The organism is Ruegeria pomeroyi DSS-3, from assembly GCF_000011965.2.
In the GTDB taxonomy this organism is placed as follows: Bacteria; Pseudomonadota; Alphaproteobacteria; order Rhodobacterales; family Rhodobacteraceae; genus Ruegeria_B; species Ruegeria_B pomeroyi.
The window spans coordinates 2,020,811-2,039,482 of the sequence record NC_003911.12 but is presented as its reverse complement, the minus strand read 5'-3'; the positions used below and the strand labels follow the sequence as shown (position 1 = coordinate 2,039,482).

Genomic DNA, 18,672 nt, shown 5'->3' with positions numbered 1-18,672 from the left:
TCCCGTTGCGGTTCAAACGACAGGTTAGGACGCGTTGGCGACTCAGGCAAGTTTTCCGTCAGACCCTTGCGAAAACGCGCTTGCATAGGCGCTCAGAGCCCGTCTACGGCCCTGATCCAGCGCCATGATGGGCGGTGGATAGCTCGCGTCGGGCCGCAGGTTCCAGCTGCGCGGCACCGCGTCGAAATAGGATAGCGCGGCCCGGGGCGGTTCGGCCTGCCCCTCGGCGATCCAGTGATTGCGATAGCGGCCCTTCGGGTCGAATTTCTTCGCCTGCGTCTCGGGGTTGAAGATGCGGAAATAGGGCGCCGCATCGGGGCCACATCCCGCCACCCATTGCCAGCCCATCGCATTGGCCGCCGGGTCCCAGTCGGTCAGGCAATCGGCAAACCAGTCCATCCCCAGTTTCCAGTGCACCATCAGATGCTTGGTCAGATAACTTGCGGCGATCATCCGGGCGCGATTATGCATGCGGCCGGTCACGTACATCTCGCGCATGGCGGCATCGACCAGCGGTACACCGGTACGCCCGCGCGTCCAGGCGACAAAGCCGGGATCAGCGGGGTCCGTCGCCCATGGAAACACCTCCCAGCCCGGACGCCAGTTCTCGCTCAGCAGATGTGGGGTATGATACATCAGGTGATAGGCAAAGTCGCGCCAGACCAGTTGTTTCAGGAATGTCTCGGCGCCCTGCGCGCCCTTGTGTGCCGCCTCGCCGGCGCGATGCCAGAGGGTGCGCGGCCCGATCTCGCCCAGGCTGAGCGCATCCGAGAGGGTCGAGGTGCCATCGCCGGCCGGCAGGTCGCGACAGGCGTCATACTGCCCGATCCCGGTGGCGATGAACCGGTCCAGCCGCTCCAGCGCCGCCGCCTCACCGGGTGCCTGATGGGTGGCGACCACGGCTGCGCCCCGGCGCATCGGCGCCCCCAGACCCCAGTCGGACAGCGCCTCGGATCCCGGCCAGGCCTCGGGCGGTCGTACCCGCGCGGGGGCCGGATCGGGCGCGCTCACCTCGCGCTGGCTGACCGCCCGCCAAAAGGGGGTATAGACCTTGTAAAAGCCACCTGCCCCGGTTTCGACCGTCCAGGGTTCGAACAACAGCGCCCCGCCGAACGAGCGCGCCTCGATCCCAGCCTGTTGCAGCGCCGTCTTCAGCGCGCTGTCGCGGGTGATCGCCTGCGGTGTATATTCGCGGGTCCACCAGACGGCCCCGGCACCGGTCTCGGCAATCAGCGCCTGCAAGACCGCAGGCGCGGACCCGCGCCGCAGGATCAACCGGCTGCCCATATCGCCAAGCGTGGCGCCGAACCGCTCGAGCCCCAGTCCCAGCCGGAACGCGGGCGCCGCCCCCAGCGCCGCGACGCTCTCATCATGGATGAAGACCGGAACGACAGGCCGCCCGCTGGCCGCGGCGGCGGCAAGGCCGGGATGATCGGCAAGACGCAGGTCGCGCCGCAGCCAGTAGATGATCGCTCGGGTCTCGCTCACGCCACTCTCCATCTCGTTACTGGTGGTACGAGATGACAGCGGCGGCGGATCACAACACCCGGTCGAGCGCCTCGATCAGCTGCGCGATCTCGTCCTTGCTGGTGTAATGGGTAAAGCTCAGCCGCAGCACGCCCTGCACCGGATCGACTCCCATCGCCGCCAGCGCGCGCACCGCGTAGAAATCGCCGCCCCCCGCCATGATACCGTGTTGCGCCAGCTCTGCCGCCACCGGTTCACCCGGGCGGTTCATCGCCAGTGCCACCGTCGGCGCCCGTTGCTCGGCCCGGTCCGGCCCGATCAGGCGGACCGAGTTGCGATCGCGCACCGCATCGAGCAGCGGTTGCAGCAACGTGACCTCATGTGCGCGCATCAGGTCATGCACCGCCGCCCCGCGCCCGGCCGCGTCGGTGGCGGTGATCCCGTGATGGGCCGCCAGTTGATCGACATAATCGGCCATGCCCGCACAGGCCGCCACCTGAGCATGATCCGGCCCTGCGGGGGTAAACCGTTTGTAAAGTGAGTCGGCGTTGAAATAATGCCCCTGATTGGGCAGCAGCTCGCCCAGGGTGCGGCGGATCACCATCAGCCCCTGATGCGGGCCATAGGTCTTGTAGGCCGAGAACAGGTAGATATCCGGCCCCAGTTCGCCGACATTGGGAAAGCCATGCGGCACATAGGACACCCCGTCGACACAGACAAACGCGCCGGCGGCATGGGCGATGGCGGTGATCTCGGTCACCGGGTTGATCTCGCCCACCACGTTCGAACAATGGGGAAAACAGACCAGACGCACGGTCTCGTCCAGCAGGTCCTCCAGATCCTCGGGGTTCAGATGCCCGGTCTCGGGGTCGATCTGCCATTCACGCACCTCGATCCCTGCCTCGGCGAGTCGCCGCCAGGGGCCGGAATTGGCCTCGTGATCCTGATTGGTGACGATGATCGCCTCGCCCGGCTGCATCCATTGGCGGAACGCCTGGGCCAGGACATAGGTGTTCTGCGTGGTCGAGGGGCCAAAGCTCAGCTCGTCGGTCTCGACCCCCAGGATCGCGGCCATGCGCGCGCGCGCCTCGTCCATCTCGGCGCCGCCCAGCCGGCTTGCCTCGTAGGGAGCATAGGGCTGTACCTTGCGCTGGGTATAGAACCGCGTCAGCCGGTCGATCACCGGCTGGCAGGTATAAGACCCGCCCGCATTCTCGAAAAACGCCTGACCGTGCAGCGACGGTTCGGCAAATGCGGGAAACTGCTTGCGCACAAAGTCTATATCCAACGCCATCTTGACCCTCGTTTCTGTTGGCAAATGGATGCCCGCTGACCCGGCCGGGGTCAAGGCCTCCATCGCGTCACGGGCTGATGACGATACCTGTCATCAGCCTCGGTGATACAGATCCCATCGCAAATGATGAGGTAACAAGATGAGCTATCAACCCGAACATTTCCTGGTCTGGGGAGAGCTGCCGGTGAGTGACATGACCCGCAGCGTCGATTTCTATGCCAAGGTTACCGGAGCCGACCTGACGATCGACAGCAGCGGCCCCAACCCGATGGCGATTCTCAAACCCGCCGATGCCAGGACCGGCGTTGCCCTGCATCTCTATCCCGGCACGCCCGCAGGCGACGGGCGCGGCCCGACGCTGCATCTGGCGGCCGAAGGGGCGCTGGAGCAGATCATGACCCGCGTCGGCGAGGCCGGTGGCGAGGTGATCTCGCCCGCCATCACCATCCCCGCGGGCAGGTTCTTCTATGCCAAGGATCCCGACGGCAATTCGGTGGGTTTCTTCGAAACCAGCCCGGCCTGAGAAAAAAGGCCCCCGGCGCTATGTCCGGGGGCCTCTTGCCGCTCACTTCGGATCAGGCGTTGACGTCGACGACGACGCGGCCCTGAACCTGACCTTTCAGGATATCGGCCCCCAGGCCCGGCAGATCGGACAGGGTGGCGGGCCGGATCATCGCCTCAAGCTTGTCCATCGGCAGGTCGCGGGCGATCCGCTCCCAGGCGCGGAGACGGTTGGCATAGGGCTGCATGACCGAGTCGATGCCCAAGAGGTTGACGCCGCGCAGCAGGAACGGGATCACCGTGGCAGGCAGGCCCGCGCCCCCGGCCAGACCAACCGCCGCGACCGAGGCGCCGTATTTCATCTGGCCCAGCACCCGCGCCAGCATGGCGCCACCCACCGCATCGACACAGCCCGCCCAGATCTCGGATTCCAGCGGGCGTTTGACGGTCTCGTTGATCTCGTCGCGCGCCACGATCTGGGTTGCGCCCAACGAGGTCAGGTAATCGGCGGTCTCGGGGCGCCCGGTGACCGCGGCCACCTCGTACCCCAGATGCGCCAGGATCGCGGTTGCGACCGAACCGACGCCGCCCGCGGCCCCGGTCACCAGAACCGGCCCGTGGCCCGGGGTCAGGCCGTGATCCTCCAGCGCCATCACAGCCAGCATGGCGGTAAAACCGGCGGTGCCCACAGCCATCGCCTGACGGGTATCCAGCCCCTCGGGCAACGGTACCAGCCAGTCAGCGCGCACATTGGCCTTCTGGCTGTAACCGCCCCAATGCGCCTCGCCGACACGCCAGCCGGTCAGCACCACCTTGTCACCGGGCTTGTAGCGCTCATCGGACGAGTTCTCGACCGTACCTGCAAAGTCGATCCCCGGCACATGCGGATACTTGCGCACCAGACCGCCCCCCGGCCCGATGCACAGACCGTCCTTGTAGTTGACCGTGGAATACTCCACCGCCACCGTCACCTCGCCCACGGGCAGATCCGTCAGCGACAGTTGCTTGACCGCAGCCTGCGTCTTGCCGCTCTCTTCGTCCTTGTCGACCACCAATGCATTGAACATCTGATTGCTTCCTTCCCAGAGGTGCGTGCCTCTTGCCAAAAATTTCCCACAGGGTTGTGCGCGGGGCGTTGCCCCTGTTAACGCCAGAACCCCTCGCGCACCGTAACCGGCCGCATGCCGTCGGGCGTTTCCACTTCCATCCCGGTGCCCGGCGCCCAATGGCTGCGATCCACCATGCCGATCGCGACATTCACGCCGAATTCAGGGGAATGGATCGCTGACCCCACCTGCCCCACCTGGCGACCGTCGGCCAGCAGCGGCCAGGCATCCTGACAGGGCGGAATCTCGCCACCGATCACCAGTGCCCGGATCTGGCGCGCCGGTCCGTTCTTGGCCTGTTCGGCCAGTGCTGCCTTGCCGATATAGTCCTCGGGCGAATTGCAGAACTTACCCAGGCCGCATTCATACGGCGTGTTCTCGCGGGTCATGTCGTTGCCATAGCTCAACAACCCGCTCTCGACGCGCTCGATATTGTTGGGGCAACCCGCGCGCACGTTCAGGTCCGCACCGGCGGCAAACAGCGCGTTCCACAGCGGCATGCCCAGTTCCGAACCCTCGACATAGATCTCGAAGCCGCCCTGTTTCGACCAGCCTGAGCGCGCCACCACAAGCTCGACTCCCTGAAAGGCCAGCCGCTTGTAGCGGAAAAAGCGGATATCGCGCACCGCCTCGCCAAAGACCCGCGCCATCAGATCGTCGGCCCTGGGTCCCTGCACGGCCAGCGGCGAGACATCGGGTTCGACGATCTCGACATCGAAGCCCCGGGCGATCGCAATCCCCAGCCCGAATTGCAGCAGGTCGCCATCGGCCAGCGACAGCCAGTAATGATCGGCGGCCAGTTTCACCGCCACCGGATCGTTCAGCATGCCGCCACGATGATCGACCGTGGGCACGTAGTAACACTGGTCATCGGCCATCCGGTCCATGTCGCGCGGGCTGATCAGCTTCATCAGCCGCAGCGCGTCGGGCCCCTGGATGCTGACCTGCCGCTCGCAGGCCACGTCCCAGACCTGCACATGTTCCTTCAGATGGGCGCAATCGGCCTGCAGGCTGTCGAACACCGTGGGCAGCAACATGTGATTGTAGACGGTATAGCCCTTGACCCCGGCCGCCTCGACACCGGCGGAAAAAGGTGTGCGCCGGACCCGGCGGGACGGGAAGATGCTGGCCATGATCGGATCTCCAGACGAGCGTTATGGTATGCGGGCCGAACGAGAGGCCCGGCGGTGATGCGGCGGTGCAATCGCCCTTCCGGCATTCGCTGCGACCGTCATTGCGGCTCTTGCCCTCGGACGACTCACGTCATAGGGTCTTAAATGTCAGACTTTTAAATGTCAGACAAATGAATTCTTGCCGGCGCCGCGCCGGTGCGACCCGGCGTCAGGACCACAGCCATGCAGATCGACCCCAACAGCGCCACCGATCTTCCGGTGCAGATCGCCCAGGCGATCAAGGACGCGATCGTTTCGGGCGCGTTGATCGTGGATGAACGCCTGCCGTCCGAGGCTGAACTGGCCGACCAGTTCAAGGTCTCGCGCCCCACGGTGCGCGAGGCGCTCAAGCGGCTGGCGGCGCAATCGCTGATCCGCACCCAGCGCGGCGCCTTTGGCGGCGCTTTCGTGAACCGGCTGAGTTTCGAGGATGCGCAGGCCCAGCAGATCACCACCTCGACCCTGCTCCTGTCGATGAACGCGGTCAGCTTCGACACCGCCTGCGAGGCGCGTTTCGCGCTGGAACGCGCCTGTGCTCCCTTGGCGGCAGAACGGCGCGGCGACGCGCATCTGGCCGCAATGCAGGCCGAGATCGGGCGGCAAGGCGCGCCCGACCTCAGCGACGAAGCGTTTTGCGCCTCGGACGTGGCCTTTCACCGGGCACTGGTCGATGCGGCCTGCAATCCGGTCCTGTCCTATCACCTGGCGGGCGCGGTCGAGGCGATGCAGCCGCTGATGAACATGATCACCTTTACCGCCCGCTCGCGGGGGACAATCGTGGCATTGCATGCACGGATCGCCGAGGCGATCGAGGCGCGGGATCCGGCGCTGGCCGACACCGCCCTGGTCGAACTGATGCGCTATACGATGACGCTCAAGGACGACGTGATGGCGGCGCGGGCGGCGCGGTCTTAACGCTGCCTTTACTTTGTCGGGGCAGATTTGGACCATGTTTGCCGCGACCAGCCCCTTTTCTCCCGAGATCTGGCTCAGGGACGTGTTCGATAGCAAGGCGGTCACGCATGGCCAGGTGATCCGCCGCAAGACCCGCGATATCGAGCGCTATGTCGGTATGCAGCGCTTCCTGGACGAGGTCCGCCAGCGCGGCTTTCAGGCGGTGCAGAATCGCGAGCAGGTCATCGTCTTCTGCAACAGCGCCCCGATCCGACGCCTGGTCTGAGAGCCGTTTTCCGGCACGGAAAACGGCCGCAAATCCAACAAGGATTTGCACTCCGGCCCTGCCCGCCTGTTTTCCGTGCCGGAAAACAGGCCGACATCCTCGCAGGATGTCGGTTGCCATTGCGCTTGCCCGCAGAGCGACTATATTCAACCTGTTCCCTCGGGAACTATGGACATAAACGCGCTCGTAATAAGCGGTTCGGACCCGGGGGCGGTACCCGGCGGCTCCACCAGACACCCTCGTTGGGGGATCATGGGGCCGAAACAGGATCGACGGACGTCTAAAGGGGTTAGCTTTGTCTCGGCGGGGTACCACCGTTATCGGTCCGCAAAGCATAATTGCCAACGACAATCGTGCTCCGGTTGCTCTGGCTGCGTAAGCAGTCCGAAACACCGAAACTTAAGCCCTTGCGCCTAGCAGCGTAAGGCGGGGTTCGCAGGTACCTGGCAACAGAAACCTGCATTTTTCCTCCAATACGTACGTATTTATCGGCTTTATCACCGCCGATATTCAGCATTCGTTCACCAATCGGTCCCATTCTGATGGCAGCGACGATGGAGGCTCTGATGAACAAGTCCGAGTTGTTGAAGGAATGGTATGCCCGAGTTTGGGAACAAGGTGATGTCGAGGCGATCGATCAATTCTTCGCCCAGGACACGATGGCCGAGGGGCTGATCCCCGAAATGCAGGTGGGGGCGGATGATTTCCGCGATTTCGTCTCGGCCTTTCGCTATCATCTGGGCGATATCCGGGTGGATATCCCCAAGACGATCGAAAATGGCGATTGGCTGTCGGCCATTCTGCATGTCCATACCTCGCGCGCCGACAATGGCGCCCCGATCGAGGTGACCGGACAGGTCATGGCACGCTACAAGGATGGCAAGATCGTCGAGGCCTATAACCAGTTCGACCTGATTTCGCTGTTCGAACAACTGGGTCAGATGCCCGCTGACACACTGCCCATCTGCATGACCGGCCAACGGCTGGAATGGCGCTGAGCCCGCCCCGGCATTGACGCCCAAGGCCCCGACGCGCTAGCGATGGGCTGCAGCATTGCCGGGGCCGGGATCGGGCGGTTCCGCACTCTGCGCGCATTGAGACGGCAAAAGGGTGCGGGCATGACGGTGAAGAACTCCGCAAGCGGGCCGCTGTCTGACAGTGCGACCACAGCGCCGCCCGCATTGGCCGAGATGGCGCGTGTCTTTGGCCGCATCGGGCTTCTCTCCTTTGGCGGGCCGGCGGCGCAGATCGCGCTGATGCATCGCGAACTGGTCGAGACCCGCCCCTGGCTGGACGAGCAGACCTATCTGCGCGCCCTGTCGCTGTGCATGTTGCTGCCGGGGCCCGAGGCGATGCAACTGGCCACTTATGCGGGCTGGCGCCTGCGCGGGGTAACCGGCGGCTTGCTGGCAGGGGCGCTGTTCGTGCTGCCCGGCGCGCTGGTCATCGCCGCGCTGGTGGCGGTCTATGTGCAGGTCGGCAGCGTGCCCCTGGTGCAGGCGGGATTTCTGGGTATCAAGGCGGCGGTGATCGTCATCGTCATTGAGGCGCTGCGCAAACTGGCCGCGCGGACCTTGAAGACCCCTGCCGCCTGGATCCTTGCCGGGCTGGCCTTTGTCGCCATTTTCGCGCTGTCGCTGCCCTTTCCGCTGATCGTGCTGGCGGCGGCGCTCTGGGGCTTTGCCCGTACCGCGCCGGGCGCGCGCGCCCAAACGGCCCTGCCCCGCCCACCCTATCGCAGCGCCGCGCTCTGGCTGACACTCTGGCTTGGTCCGCTGTTGCTGCTGGAACGGTTCGGCGCCCCCTTGCTGGCCGATATTGGCTGGTTCATGGCCAAACTGGCAGTCGTCACCTTTGGCGGCGCCTATGCGGTGCTGGCCTATATGACCCAGACCGTGGTCGATCAGTATCACTGGATCACCACCGCCCAGATGATCGACGCGCTTGGCCTGGCCGAAACCACGCCCGGCCCGCTGATCCTGGTCACCCAGTTCGTCGCCATGCTGAGCGCCTATCTGGACGGTGGCGCCAGCCTGGCGGCGCTGGCCGGTCTGGTGGCGCTCTGGGCCACTTTCGTGCCCTGCTTCCTGTGGATTTTCACCGCCGCACCCTATCTCGACCACATCGCCGGCCGCCCGCGCCCGGCGGCGGCCCTGGCGGCGATCACCGCCGCCGTTGTCGGTGTCATCCTGAACCTGTCGCTGTGGTTCGCGCTGCATGTGCTGTTCAGCGATGTCTCGGTCCTGCGCGCCGGTCCGGTGTCGCTGCCCGCCCCGCAATTGAGCAGCTTCGATCCGCTGGCGCTGGCCCTTGCGGCGCTGGCGGCGGTGTGGCTGATCCTGCTGCGCCGGGGCATGGGGGAAACGGTATTGCTGCTGGCGCTGGCCGGAGCAGGCAGTCATTTTCTCTAACTGCGAAATGCGGCGCTGGATCTCTTTTGTTTCCAGCCGAATCCCCTATGCTGGGTTTCAAGACGGAATGAGGGCACTACATGTCGAGAGACATCGACTACGGCAACCTGATGCACACCGCCATGCGCGGCCTGATCAAGACGGTTCTGGCAGATGTGGCGCAGCACGGGCTGCCGGGCGCGCATCACTTCTTCATCACTTTCGACACGCGCTATGAAGGGGTGCAGCTGGCCGACTGGCTGGCCGACCGCTATCCGGGCGAGATGACCATCGTGATGCAGCACTGGTACGAGAATCTCGACGTGGGCGAGGACGGGTTTGCGATCACCCTGAATTTCGGCGACTCGCCCGAGCCGCTCTATATCCCCTATGACGCGATCCGCACCTTTGTCGATCCGTCGGTTGAATTCGGCCTGCGCTTTGAAAGCCCCGATTTCGACGAGGATGACGAGGACGATATCGAGGTCGAGGAAGAGCCCGACGCGCCCAAACCCGATGCCGAAGTGGTGTCGCTGGACAGTTTCCGCAAACCCTGAACCACGCAGTTCCTTTCGTCCGGGCGCGCCACAATCTTGCAGGGTTGCGGCGGGCCTTGGCGAACCCGGCTACTGTTTTTGCAGAAATGTCTCGACCGACTTGGCCGGCAGGCCGTTCTTGACGCGGGAGAAATTCAGCACCAGCCCACCCTCGGCCAGGGTGCGGTCGAATTGCTGCATCTCATAGCCGCCATCATCGGCCACGAACAACGAGAACACGGTCAGCGTATCGCCACTGATACGGCCCCAGACATAGGGCTCTCCCTTCATCGGGTCGAGCTGCACGGTATGGCCGAACACGTTGCGCCGCATCGCCGCGGCAAAGACGCCATCGCGGGTGCTGGGCAGGAAATCGACCGAATAATCGCTCTCCTTGATGCGCCCGTCCGGTTTCTGGATGGTGGTCGACCAGCTGACCGTAAACCCGTCCTTGGTCTCTTCGATCGTGACGTCCATGTCGCGCATCTCGGTGCTGCCATCGGCACGCTGCACCTCGGCGCTGCCCATATAGGTGCCGACAAACCGCGCCGCCTCGCCCGCAAAGGCAGCCGGGACCAGAAGCAGCGACACCAGCAGCGCCAGAACCGGGCGTGTCAGGGCGGACAGGGGGATGGCAGGCATCGGATGCTCCTTGGCGTTGCGCTCTCACGATCATATTACAGGGCGCGAGCGGTTGAACAATGAACGAGTTCACCCAAAACCAGCGATTTGATCGCCCGCCCGCTATACCTTGCCGGTGCCAGCCCCTATCTTTGGTCAAACCCCGCCACCAGCAGACGGAGAGGCAGATGACCCCAACCCGCATCGAGACCGACAGTTTTGGCCCGCTGGAGGTGCCCGCCGACAGGTACTGGGGCGCGCAGACCCAACGCTCGATCCAGAACTTCCCGATCGGGTGGGAACGTCAGCCCGTCGCCATCATCCGCGCGCTGGGTGTGGTGAAAAAGGCCTGCGCCCTGCGCAACCGCGAAACCGGCGCGCTGGCCCAGGATCTGGCGGATGCGATTGTCGCCGCCGCCGACGAGGTGATCGCGGGCCGGCTGGATGATCATTTCCCGCTGGTGGTCTGGCAGACCGGTTCGGGCACCCAGTCGAACATGAACGCCAACGAGGTGATCGCCAACCGTGCAATCGAGCTTTTGGGCGGACAGCTGGGCAGTAAGGACCCGGTGCACCCGAACGACCATGTGAACATGGGGCAATCCTCGAACGACACCTTTCCCACCGCGATGCATGTGGCTGCGGCGATGATGGCGCGCGATGTTCTGCTGCCGGGGCTGTACGCCCTGCTGGCCGGGCTGGAGCAGAAGGCGGAAGAGTTCCGCGACATCATCAAGATCGGCCGCACCCATACCCAGGACGCGACGCCGCTGACCCTAGGACAGGAGTTCTCGGGCTATGCCCATCAGATCCGCATGGGGCTGACCCGGATCGAGGCCGCCCTGCCCGGCATTCATGAGCTGGCCCAGGGCGGCACCGCCGTGGGCACCGGGCTGAACACACGCGCGGGCTGGGCCGAGGCGGTGGCCGCCAACATGGCCGAGATCACCGGCCTGCCGCTGGTCAGCGCACCCAACAAGTTCGAGGCGCTGGCCGCCCATGACGCGATGGTGTTCCTGTCAGGTGCGATCGCGACGGTGGCGGGCAGCTGCTACAAGATCGCCAATGACATCCGCTTTCTGGGCTCCGGCCCCCGCTCGGGGCTGGGAGAGTTGATCCTGCCCGAAAACGAACCGGGCAGCTCGATCATGCCGGGCAAGGTTAACCCGACCCAGGCCGAGGCGCTGACCCAGGTCGCCGCCCATGTGATGGGCAATGACGCGGCGATCAAGTTCGCAGGCTCGCAAGGCCATTTCGAACTGAATGTCTATAATCCGATGATGGCCTATAACCTGTTGCAATCCATGCAGCTTCTGGGCGATGCGGCGGACAGTTTCACCCAGCGGATGCTGTTGGGCATCCGCGCCAACACCGCTCGGATCGACCAGTTGATGCGCGAAAGCCTGATGCTGGTCACCGCATTGGCCCCCACCATTGGTTATGACAACGCCACCACGGTCGCCAAGACCGCGCACAAGAACGGCACCACCCTGCGCGAAGAAGCGGTGCGGCTGGGCTTTGTCGACGCTGAGACCTTTGACAGGGTGGTACGCCCCGAACAGATGATCGGGCCCCGCGACTGATGGGAAAGCCGGTCAACCTCAACCAGTTCCGCAAACAGAAGGAGCGCGCCGAGAAAAAGGCGCGCGCCGATGAGAACGCGGTGAAGTTCGGCCGCAGCAAGGCCGACAAACAGCTGGAGCGCGCCCGCGCCGACAAGGCCCGGCGCGATCATGATGGCCACGAGGTCGAGGAATGAGCGGCCGACCCGTCAAACGCTCGCTGACGCTGCGGGGGCACCGCACCTCGGTCTCGCTCGAGGATGCGTTCTGGCGGGCCTTTCGCGAGATCGCAAAAGAAAAAGATATGCCGATCAATGTTCTGGCGGGTGATATTGATGCCGCACGCGACCCCGAGACCGGCCTTGCCTCGGCCATTCGCGTCTATGTTCTGGGCTGGTATCAAAGCAGGCGCTGAACCCGGTTGACATAATTAGGACGTTTGACCTACAACCCCTAGGACATTCATCCTAGAGGTTGGATATGGTACAGGCACAGACCCGCGATCAGATTGTCGCTGCCGCTGATGAGCTGTTTTACCGGCAGGGATTCGCGCAGACCTCGTTTGTCGATATCTCTGCGGCGGTGGGTATCTCACGCGGCAATTTCTATTATCATTTCAAGACCAAAGACGAGATCCTGGCCGAGGTGATCCGGCTGCGACTGGCCCGCACCGCGCAGATGCTGGCGGATTGGCAGGGCACCGGCGACAGCCCCCGCGCCCGCATCGCCAGTTTCATCGACCTGATGATCATGAACCGGGCCAAGATCACCCGATACGGTTGCCCAGTCGGCTCGCTCTGTACCGAACTCAGCAAGCTGGATCACGCCGCGCAGGGGCAGGCCAACGGGCTGTTCACCCTGTTTCGCGACTGGTTGCAGCGCCAGTTCGCCGAGGCCGGTTGCACCACCGAAGCACCCGCGCTGGCGATGCATCTGCTGGCCCGCAGTCAGGGTGCTGCCACGCTGGCGCAGAGCTTTCACGACGAGGGGTTTTTGCGCTCCGAAGTGGCCGACATGCACCGCTGGCTCGACAATACGCTTCCCATGACAACCTGAAGGTATCGACACATGTTTCTGATCTTGCTGAAATTCTCGACCAACAAGGCCCGCGCGCCCGAGGTCATGGCCGACCATGTCGCCTGGCTGAAACAGGGGTTTGACGATGGTGTCTTTGACCTGGCGGGCAGCCTTCAGCCGCAACTGGGCGGTGGCATCCTGGCCCGCGCCGCCACTCGCGCCGAGGTCGAGGCCCGCGTCGCCGCCGACCCCTTTGTGATCGAGGACGTGGTAACCGCCGAGATCCTCGAACTCACGCCATCGCGCGCCAGCGCCGATTTCACCTTTCTGCTGCCCGAGGTTGCGGCATGAGCAGCACGATCCCCGGCCCCGACGGCCAGCCGCGCTGTCGCTGGTGCAATTCGGCGCCGGAATTCTTCGACTATCACGACCGCGAATGGGGCTATCCGGTGGGTGACGACCGGCGCCTGTTCGAAAAGCTCTGCCTTGAAAGCTTTCAGTCCGGCCTCAGCTGGCGCACCATCCTGGCCAAGCGCGAGAATTTCCGCGCCGCGTTCGACGGATTCGACTGGACCCGCATCGCCGCCTATGACGCGGCCGATGTGGCGCGGCTGCTGGATGATGCCGGCATCATCCGCCATCGCGGCAAGATCGAGGCGGTGATCAACAATGCCCGCCGGATGGGCGACCTGCTGGCCGAACACGGCAGCCTGGCGGCCTATGTCTGGTCCTACGAACCCAAGCCCGAGGACCTGCCCGAGCCGCAGACGGCCAGCATCATCCCCGCCTCGACCGCGATGTCGAAGGATTTGAAGAAACGCGGCTGGAAATTCGTCGGCCCCACCACGGTGTTTGCCTTCATGCAGGCGATGGGGCTGGTCAATGATCACGCGCGCGGCTGCGTCATGCGCGACAAGGCGGCGGACCTGCGGGCAGGCTTCACGCCGCCCAAATGAAAACGGGCCGCGATATCGCGGCCCGGTCTCTAAACAGCGTCGCGCTTACAGCGAGGCGCGATAGATCTTGTCGATATTGCCGCCCAGGGCCGTGTTGAACTCGGCATCCGACTGCTGTTTCGACAGGCCCTCGGTCAGCGCGCGCGAGAACGAGGCGATCATCTTCCCGTTCCGGCTGAGCAGATCGCAGGCCTGATCGGTGGAATAGCCACCCGACAGCGCCACCACCCGCACCACGCGGGGATGATCGGCCAACACGTCATACAGATTGGCGGTGCTGGGGATGGTCAGTTTCAGCATCACATCCTGCCCCTCACCCAGGGTGTCGAGGTTCTTCAGGATTTCATCCTTCAGCATCTCTTCGGCCTGCGCCTTGGTGGTCGAATGGATGTTCACCTCGGGCTCTACGATCGGCACCATACCGGCGGCGATGACTTCGCGCGCAACGTCGAACTGCTGCGCCACCACGGCGGCGATACCTTCGGCATTGGCCTCGTGGATGACCGAACGTTCCTTGGTCCCGAACACGCCTTCGGCCTTGGCCAGGGTCGCGGCAAGGCCCGGGATCGGCTTCATCATCTGCACGCCGTTGGCCTCGTCCTCAAGCCCCTTGTCGATCTTGAGGAAGGGCACCACGCCTTTGACGTTCCACAGGTAATCGGCCACGCCGCGGCCCTCGATGCTCTCGCCCAGGGTGCGTTCGAACAGGATCGCGCCGATCACCTTCTTGCTGGTGAAATCGTCGGCCAGGATGATCCGGGCGCGCATGCGCTGGATCTCGGCAAACATCTCTTCTTCGGATCCGTATTGCGCCGCGTCCACACCATAAAGCGCCAGCGCCTTGGGGGTCGAGCCACCGCTCTGATCCAGGGCCGCAATGAAGCCCGCGCCATTTGCCATCTGTTCGCGCATTTGTGCCTTGGACATATGTCTTTCCCGTCTTAATGATTCCGCTTGGCACCGCATACAGTATGGCAAGCGCGGATGGTAGGATGTTAGCGCTCAACTACGCGCAGCCAGATGCCATCTGCGGCCCGCACGGTCAGGTGCGCCACCGGGACCGGCTCGCGCCCCGCGATCCGCTCGAACCGGAACCGCAGCAGCAGCATAGACAGGATCAGCGGCCCCTCGACCATGGCAAACCCCGCCCCGGTGCAGACGCGCGACCCGGCCGAAAACGGCATATAAGCGTTGCGCTGGCAGGTCTTGCCATTCTCGGTCTGCCAGCGGGCCGGATCGAAGTCGTCGGGCCGCTCCCACAGGCGCTCATGCCGGTGCAGGTGCCAGGGGCTGAGCACGATCTGCGCGCCCTTCGGTACATCGCGGTCACGGAACCGTTCGGGGCAGGTCGTTTCGCGCACCATCATCGGCACAGGCGGGTACAGGCGCAGCGCCTCGCGGAACACATCGCGGCTGAGGCGCAGCTTCGACATCACGCTGAAATCTGTGCCGCTGTCCAGCGTCCGCGCCTCCTCGGCAAGTTTCTCCTGCCAGTCGGGGTAAAGCGCCATCAGGTACAGCGTCCAGGCCAGCGCCGAGGCGCTGGTTTCGTGCCCGGCCAGGAAAAAGATCGCCACCTGATCGACCATCTCGTCCGTGTCGAACCGGTCGCCGGTCTGCGGGTCGGTTGTGGTCATGATCTTGGTGGCCAGATCGTCGGGCGCGGTGCCGGCGCGGATTTCGCCCATCCGGGTATCTGTCAGCTGCCGGATCAGCCCCCGGATCACCGCCGCGTTCCGGCGGGTCTCGCGCGAATGGAACCGGGGCACCCATTGCGGCACCGGCACGAATGCCGCAAGGTTCAACAGCGGTTGCGCCCGCTGATAGGCCCGGAACCGAGTAAAGACCTGCGCTGCCACCTCATGTTCGATCGGGATCGAGAACAGGGTGCGGAAAATCACATCCGCCGCCGCGTGGCTGGTGACCTCTTCGATCTCGGTCTCCTGCCCGGCCTGTGCCGCCAGCCGGTTCACCGCCGCCTCGGACGCCGCCCACATGGCGGGAAAGGTATCGCGCAGGCGCCCGCCCTCGAATGCTGGGTCGATGATGCGTCGCTGGCGTTTCCAGGTCTCGCCATTGGTCAGAAAGACAGAATTGCCCAGCAGCGGCCGCAACCCCTCGCTGATGCGGTTGGATTTGGGAAAATCGTCGGGCCGCCCTTTCAGCACCGTGTCCACCAGATCGGGCTGGTTCACCAGGTAGGACCGGAAGAAGGGCGTGCGGAACTCGGCCATCCAGGCCCGGTACAGCCGTGCTGGCTGCGCCGACAGCAGGTCCTGGCGGAACAGTCTGAGATAGCGCCAGAGCGAGACCTTGTCCGGGCGCGCGGGGGGTTTGGGCGGGATCATGATGCGCCCATATCGGTATATTTGCTCACCGCCCGCTCGATCCGCGATTTCGACGGCGCCCGGTCGCGATAGCGCGCGGCCAGCGTCTGCGGCCCGGCAGTGATGCGGAAATAGTCGTAATCCCCCACCTGATCGAAGGCGCAGAGGTACTGGAAATGCAGCCGGAAGAAACGCCAGCGCAGCTCGGCCCAGCGGGCCGGGCTCAGCGTCTTGGTAAAGGCCGCCGACAGCACCAGCGGCCAGCGCTTGCCCGTCGCCGGGGCAACGCCGCTGACCGAAACCGGATCACACAGCGCGAAGGCGCAGCCATCGCCCGGCGCCGAGACATCGACCCAGGCCAGCTCGTCGCGGGTGCACAGGTAATGCAGATCGGCGCGCAGCCGCTGCGCCTCGGGCAGGAAGGACACCATCGGCACCACCTGCCCCAGCGTCAGAAACCCCAGCGCCGGACCATCGGCCGGCACCCGGCCTGCCCGGATCAGATCGGCCAGCACCGACACGCCCACATGCGCGCCCGAGGAATGGCCCACCACCAGCACCTCGTCCGCATCGCTGGCCAGTGCCCCGGCGATCCGCTCGGCAAAATCGCCGATCCGCGCCTCCAGCTCGGGCGGGTTGGCACCGCGCCAGCGCGCCGAATAGGCATAGTCATGCATCAGGTAATAGGCAAAGAACGTGCCGTCCTTGGAACGGAACCAGCGCAGCAGATAGACCCCCGCGCCCGCGCCCACGCCCATCCCGGCCAGTGCGGCAAGCGGCCATCCGGTCAGCCCGCCCAGCCGCCAACCCAACCAGACCAGAAAGAGCGCGGCGAACAGCTGCGCCAGCAGCATCCCCACCGGGTAAAGCGCGGCGATCACCGGACCTTTCCTCAATCGCATCAGCCGCCACAGAACGCCCGAGGCAATATAGGTCCAGGCGGTACGCGCAAGTTGCGCATAGGTGGCCGGGATCGTGTTCGACATGCTGCCGCGCACGATATCGGACCAGACCAGCACTTCTACATCCGCCGCAACCTCGGCACCGTCCTGCTCAGACCTGACATGCCAACCATAGGGGCCCTTGGTGGTCTTGGGTTTCAGCGTAACCGAATAGCCCGAGATCCGCGCCTGCTCGGCGCTTTCCTTGCGATAAAGCTCGCGGTAGCGGCGGGGATGAATCGGGTCATAGCCGGGGATATAGAACACCCGGCGCCGGCGGACCTGACCTGCGGATGGGACACTGCTCATGGCTCGACCTCTTTGGTCGCAGCCTAGCGCATCACTGGGGCAAGATTAAGCCCAAGCGGTGACAATCCTGCTGCTTCTTTCTGGTTGCAGATACTCTCGGGGGGCGGCGGGCCAACGGCCCGACGGCGGGGGGGCAGACAGCCCCCCGGCCCCGCTCAGCCCAGTTCCGCCAGCGCCGGGAAGGCCTCGAGCAGCCACCAGCTGAACTGGGTGAACAGGCCAGTGACCAGCATGATGCCGACAAACAGCAACAGCCCGCCCATCACCTTTTCGATCAGGCCCATATGCGGCTTGATCCGGTTCATCAGCGCCATCGAGCGGCTGAGGAACATGGCCGCAAGCAGGAAGGGAACCCCCAGACCCGCCGCATAGACACCCAACAAAAGCGTGCCGCGCGCCACCGAGGCCTCGGACGCCGCCAGCGACAGGATCGCACCCAGCTGCGGCCCGATACAGGGCGTCCAGCCAAAGGCAAAGGCCAGCCCCAGCACATAGGCGCCAAACACCGATCCCCCGGCATCGCCGGTCTGCATCCGGGCCTCGCGATCCAGCAGCGGAATGCGAAAGACGCTCAGAAAGTGCAGGCCGAATACGATGACCACCACGCCCGACACCTTGGCAAACAGTTCCTGATTGGACAGCACAAAGGCGCCAAAGGCCGAGGCGGTAAAGCCCAGGAGCAGAAAGACGGTCGACAGACCCAGCACAAAGAACAGTGCCGCCAGCGTCGCCTTGCGCCGGGCGGCGGCCTGATCCTGGATCTCGCCCAGGGTGACCCCGCTCATATAGGCCAGATAGGGCGGCACGATGGGCAGCACACAGGGGCTGAGAAAGCTGACGATCCCACCAAGGAGCGCCACGAACATGGCGGGCAAAAGCCCCGCGTCGATGATTTCTAATTCGAACATGACCTGCACATAGGTGATCGCGCGGGCAAGGTCACGAGGCCATGCGGTCACATCCTCGTGGCCGTGTTGTAGCAATGTCGCGCCCGGCGCTGGACAGGCGCGCGGCCCGGGCGTATCTGCGGGGCATGACCGACGATTTCGAGACCCTCGACGCGCTGGGGCTGCTGTGTCCCCTGCCCGTGCTCAAGGCCCGCAAAAGGCTGAAATCCATGGCGCCCGGCGCGGTGCTGCGGCTATTGGCCGACGATCCGGCAGCAGTGGTGGACGTGCCCCATTTCTGCGCCGAGGCCGGCCATGCGCTGATTGGCCAGGACGAGGCGCCGGACCACCAGATATACCTGATCCGCAAGGCGGATTGAAAAAGGCGGGTCCTGGGACCCGCCTT

At 64.7% G+C, this 18,672-nt stretch carries 22 protein-coding genes and 1 other RNA gene; 14 read left to right on the top strand and 9 right to left on the bottom strand.

Annotated elements, in window-relative coordinates:
• Positions 1–42: 42 nt before the first annotated feature.
• The gene (locus SPO_RS09730; RefSeq protein WP_011047648.1) at positions 43–1,488 is read right to left on the bottom strand and encodes a cryptochrome/photolyase family protein; all 1,446 of its coding nucleotides are present in this window, start codon (positions 1,486–1,488) and stop codon (positions 43–45) included.
• A 49-nt stretch (positions 1,489–1,537) separates the two neighbouring features.
• Positions 1,538–2,761 (bottom strand): aminotransferase class V-fold PLP-dependent enzyme, encoded by a 1,224-nt coding sequence (locus SPO_RS09725; protein WP_011047647.1) that lies wholly within the window; start codon positions 2,759–2,761, stop codon positions 1,538–1,540.
• Positions 2,762–2,900: 139 nt separating this feature from the next.
• Between SPO_RS09725 and SPO_RS09720 the strand changes: the two genes are divergently transcribed.
• Complete coding sequence (locus tag SPO_RS09720; RefSeq protein WP_011047646.1) at positions 2,901–3,284, top strand: VOC family protein; 384 nt, start codon at positions 2,901–2,903, stop codon at positions 3,282–3,284.
• Positions 3,285–3,336: 52 nt separating this feature from the next.
• Here SPO_RS09720 and acuI read toward each other — a convergent pair whose 3' ends face one another.
• Positions 3,337–4,329: an acryloyl-CoA reductase gene (gene acuI, locus SPO_RS09715; protein ID WP_011047645.1), complete on the bottom strand. Its 993-nt coding sequence runs from the start codon at positions 4,327–4,329 to the stop codon at positions 3,337–3,339.
• A 77-nt stretch (positions 4,330–4,406) separates the two neighbouring features.
• Positions 4,407–5,501 carry a dimethylsulfoniopropionate demethylase gene (locus SPO_RS09710; RefSeq protein ID WP_011047644.1) on the bottom strand — a complete coding sequence of 365 codons (1,095 nt, stop codon included), beginning with the start codon at positions 5,499–5,501 and terminating at the stop codon, positions 4,407–4,409.
• Between the two features lie 222 nt (positions 5,502–5,723).
• Between SPO_RS09710 and SPO_RS09705 the strand changes: the two genes are divergently transcribed.
• The 6 genes from SPO_RS09705 (at position 5,724) to SPO_RS09685 (ending at position 9,667) form a co-directional block, all read left to right on the top strand.
• A complete protein-coding gene (locus SPO_RS09705; protein ID WP_011047643.1) occupies positions 5,724–6,455 on the top strand; it encodes a FadR/GntR family transcriptional regulator in 732 nt (243 codons plus the stop codon).
• Positions 6,456–6,489: 34 nt separating this feature from the next.
• Complete coding sequence (locus SPO_RS09700; protein ID WP_044028217.1) at positions 6,490–6,720, top strand: hypothetical protein; 231 nt, start codon at positions 6,490–6,492, stop codon at positions 6,718–6,720.
• Positions 6,721–6,835: 115 nt separating this feature from the next.
• Positions 6,836–7,184: a transfer-messenger RNA gene (ssrA, locus tag SPO_RS22505) on the top strand.
• Positions 7,185–7,286: 102 nt separating this feature from the next.
• Positions 7,287–7,718: an ester cyclase gene (locus tag SPO_RS09695; protein WP_044029205.1), complete on the top strand. Its 432-nt coding sequence runs from the start codon at positions 7,287–7,289 to the stop codon at positions 7,716–7,718.
• Between the two features lie 42 nt (positions 7,719–7,760).
• Positions 7,761–9,131 carry a chromate efflux transporter gene (chrA, locus tag SPO_RS09690; protein ID WP_011047640.1) on the top strand — a complete coding sequence of 457 codons (1,371 nt, stop codon included), beginning with the start codon at positions 7,761–7,763 and terminating at the stop codon, positions 9,129–9,131.
• A gap of 80 nt (positions 9,132–9,211) precedes the next feature.
• Entirely contained in the window at positions 9,212–9,667 is a 456-nt protein-coding gene (locus tag SPO_RS09685; protein WP_011047639.1) for an SspB family protein, read from the top strand.
• Positions 9,668–9,736: 69 nt separating this feature from the next.
• On the opposite strand, the gene SPO_RS09680 is transcribed toward SPO_RS09685, so the two are convergent.
• On the bottom strand, positions 9,737–10,288 hold the full coding sequence (locus SPO_RS09680; RefSeq protein ID WP_011047638.1) for a hypothetical protein: 552 nt from the start codon (positions 10,286–10,288) through the stop codon (positions 9,737–9,739).
• Positions 10,289–10,455: 167 nt separating this feature from the next.
• Between SPO_RS09680 and fumC the strand changes: the two genes are divergently transcribed.
• The 6 genes from fumC to SPO_RS09650 all read left to right on the top strand — a co-directional run bounded on the left by fumC (position 10,456) and on the right by SPO_RS09650 (position 13,802).
• A complete protein-coding gene (fumC, locus tag SPO_RS09675; RefSeq protein WP_030003209.1) occupies positions 10,456–11,850 on the top strand; it encodes a class II fumarate hydratase in 1,395 nt (464 codons plus the stop codon).
• The gene (locus SPO_RS09670) at positions 11,850–12,026 is read left to right on the top strand and encodes a DUF4169 family protein (RefSeq protein WP_011047636.1); all 177 of its coding nucleotides are present in this window, start codon (positions 11,850–11,852) and stop codon (positions 12,024–12,026) included. The genes fumC and SPO_RS09670 overlap by 1 nt, the downstream gene beginning before the upstream one ends.
• A complete protein-coding gene (locus SPO_RS09665) occupies positions 12,023–12,244 on the top strand; it encodes a ribbon-helix-helix domain-containing protein (RefSeq protein ID WP_011047635.1) in 222 nt (73 codons plus the stop codon). Before SPO_RS09670 ends, SPO_RS09665 begins: the two co-directional genes overlap by 4 nt.
• A 65-nt stretch (positions 12,245–12,309) precedes the next feature.
• Positions 12,310–12,885, top strand: a complete 576-nt coding sequence (locus tag SPO_RS09660) for a TetR/AcrR family transcriptional regulator (protein ID WP_011047634.1) — start codon at positions 12,310–12,312, stop codon at positions 12,883–12,885.
• 12 nt (positions 12,886–12,897) lie between these two features.
• Complete coding sequence (locus SPO_RS09655; RefSeq protein ID WP_011047633.1) at positions 12,898–13,197, top strand: YciI family protein; 300 nt, start codon at positions 12,898–12,900, stop codon at positions 13,195–13,197.
• Complete coding sequence (locus tag SPO_RS09650) at positions 13,194–13,802, top strand: DNA-3-methyladenine glycosylase I (RefSeq protein ID WP_011047632.1); 609 nt, start codon at positions 13,194–13,196, stop codon at positions 13,800–13,802. Before SPO_RS09655 ends, SPO_RS09650 begins: the two co-directional genes overlap by 4 nt.
• A 45-nt stretch (positions 13,803–13,847) precedes the next feature.
• Here SPO_RS09650 and SPO_RS09645 read toward each other — a convergent pair whose 3' ends face one another.
• The 4 genes from SPO_RS09645 to SPO_RS09630 form a co-directional block, all read right to left on the bottom strand.
• Positions 13,848–14,729 (bottom strand): fructose bisphosphate aldolase, encoded by an 882-nt coding sequence (locus SPO_RS09645; RefSeq protein WP_011047631.1) that lies wholly within the window; start codon positions 14,727–14,729, stop codon positions 13,848–13,850.
• 68 nt (positions 14,730–14,797) lie between these two features.
• Positions 14,798–16,150, bottom strand: a complete 1,353-nt coding sequence (locus tag SPO_RS09640; protein WP_011047630.1) for a cytochrome P450 — start codon at positions 16,148–16,150, stop codon at positions 14,798–14,800.
• Positions 16,147–17,379 carry a hypothetical protein gene (locus SPO_RS09635; protein ID WP_011047629.1) on the bottom strand — a complete coding sequence of 411 codons (1,233 nt, stop codon included), beginning with the start codon at positions 17,377–17,379 and terminating at the stop codon, positions 16,147–16,149. Before SPO_RS09635 ends, SPO_RS09640 begins: the two co-directional genes overlap by 4 nt.
• A 155-nt stretch (positions 17,380–17,534) precedes the next feature.
• Positions 17,535–18,287 (bottom strand): cytochrome c biogenesis CcdA family protein, encoded by a 753-nt coding sequence (locus tag SPO_RS09630; RefSeq protein WP_011047628.1) that lies wholly within the window; start codon positions 18,285–18,287, stop codon positions 17,535–17,537.
• Between the two features lie 125 nt (positions 18,288–18,412).
• On the opposite strand from SPO_RS09630, the gene SPO_RS09625 reads away from it, so the two are divergent.
• Positions 18,413–18,646, top strand: a complete 234-nt coding sequence (locus SPO_RS09625) for a sulfurtransferase TusA family protein (protein WP_011047627.1) — start codon at positions 18,413–18,415, stop codon at positions 18,644–18,646.
• Positions 18,647–18,672: the final 26 nt, after the last annotated feature.

What these genes read in the sequence shown, in the direction of transcription:
- SPO_RS09725 (WP_011047647.1), bottom strand. Translation starts at nt 2,761, where the DNA reads ATGGCGTTGGATATAGACTTTGTGCGCAAGCAGTTTCCCGCATTTGCC.
- SPO_RS09720 (WP_011047646.1), top strand. Translation starts at nt 2,901, where the DNA reads ATGAGCTATCAACCCGAACATTTCCTGGTCTGGGGAGAGCTGCCGGTG.
- acuI (WP_011047645.1), bottom strand. Translation starts at nt 4,329, where the DNA reads ATGTTCAATGCATTGGTGGTCGACAAGGACGAAGAGAGCGGCAAGACG.
- SPO_RS09710 (WP_011047644.1), bottom strand. Translation starts at nt 5,501, where the DNA reads ATGGCCAGCATCTTCCCGTCCCGCCGGGTCCGGCGCACACCTTTTTCC.
- SPO_RS09705 (WP_011047643.1), top strand. Translation starts at nt 5,724, where the DNA reads ATGCAGATCGACCCCAACAGCGCCACCGATCTTCCGGTGCAGATCGCC.
- SPO_RS09700 (WP_044028217.1), top strand. Translation starts at nt 6,490, where the DNA reads ATGTTTGCCGCGACCAGCCCCTTTTCTCCCGAGATCTGGCTCAGGGAC.
- SPO_RS09695 (WP_044029205.1), top strand. Translation starts at nt 7,287, where the DNA reads ATGAACAAGTCCGAGTTGTTGAAGGAATGGTATGCCCGAGTTTGGGAA.
- chrA (WP_011047640.1), top strand. Translation starts at nt 7,761, where the DNA reads ATGGGCTGCAGCATTGCCGGGGCCGGGATCGGGCGGTTCCGCACTCTG.
- SPO_RS09685 (WP_011047639.1), top strand. Translation starts at nt 9,212, where the DNA reads ATGTCGAGAGACATCGACTACGGCAACCTGATGCACACCGCCATGCGC.
- SPO_RS09680 (WP_011047638.1), bottom strand. Translation starts at nt 10,288, where the DNA reads ATGCCTGCCATCCCCCTGTCCGCCCTGACACGCCCGGTTCTGGCGCTG.
- fumC (WP_030003209.1), top strand. Translation starts at nt 10,456, where the DNA reads ATGACCCCAACCCGCATCGAGACCGACAGTTTTGGCCCGCTGGAGGTG.
- SPO_RS09670 (WP_011047636.1), top strand. Translation starts at nt 11,850, where the DNA reads ATGGGAAAGCCGGTCAACCTCAACCAGTTCCGCAAACAGAAGGAGCGC.
- SPO_RS09665 (WP_011047635.1), top strand. Translation starts at nt 12,023, where the DNA reads ATGAGCGGCCGACCCGTCAAACGCTCGCTGACGCTGCGGGGGCACCGC.
- SPO_RS09660 (WP_011047634.1), top strand. Translation starts at nt 12,310, where the DNA reads ATGGTACAGGCACAGACCCGCGATCAGATTGTCGCTGCCGCTGATGAG.
- SPO_RS09655 (WP_011047633.1), top strand. Translation starts at nt 12,898, where the DNA reads ATGTTTCTGATCTTGCTGAAATTCTCGACCAACAAGGCCCGCGCGCCC.
- SPO_RS09650 (WP_011047632.1), top strand. Translation starts at nt 13,194, where the DNA reads ATGAGCAGCACGATCCCCGGCCCCGACGGCCAGCCGCGCTGTCGCTGG.
- SPO_RS09645 (WP_011047631.1), bottom strand. Translation starts at nt 14,729, where the DNA reads ATGTCCAAGGCACAAATGCGCGAACAGATGGCAAATGGCGCGGGCTTC.
- SPO_RS09640 (WP_011047630.1), bottom strand. Translation starts at nt 16,150, where the DNA reads ATGATCCCGCCCAAACCCCCCGCGCGCCCGGACAAGGTCTCGCTCTGG.
- SPO_RS09635 (WP_011047629.1), bottom strand. Translation starts at nt 17,379, where the DNA reads ATGAGCAGTGTCCCATCCGCAGGTCAGGTCCGCCGGCGCCGGGTGTTC.
- SPO_RS09630 (WP_011047628.1), bottom strand. Translation starts at nt 18,287, where the DNA reads ATGTTCGAATTAGAAATCATCGACGCGGGGCTTTTGCCCGCCATGTTC.
- SPO_RS09625 (WP_011047627.1), top strand. Translation starts at nt 18,413, where the DNA reads ATGACCGACGATTTCGAGACCCTCGACGCGCTGGGGCTGCTGTGTCCC.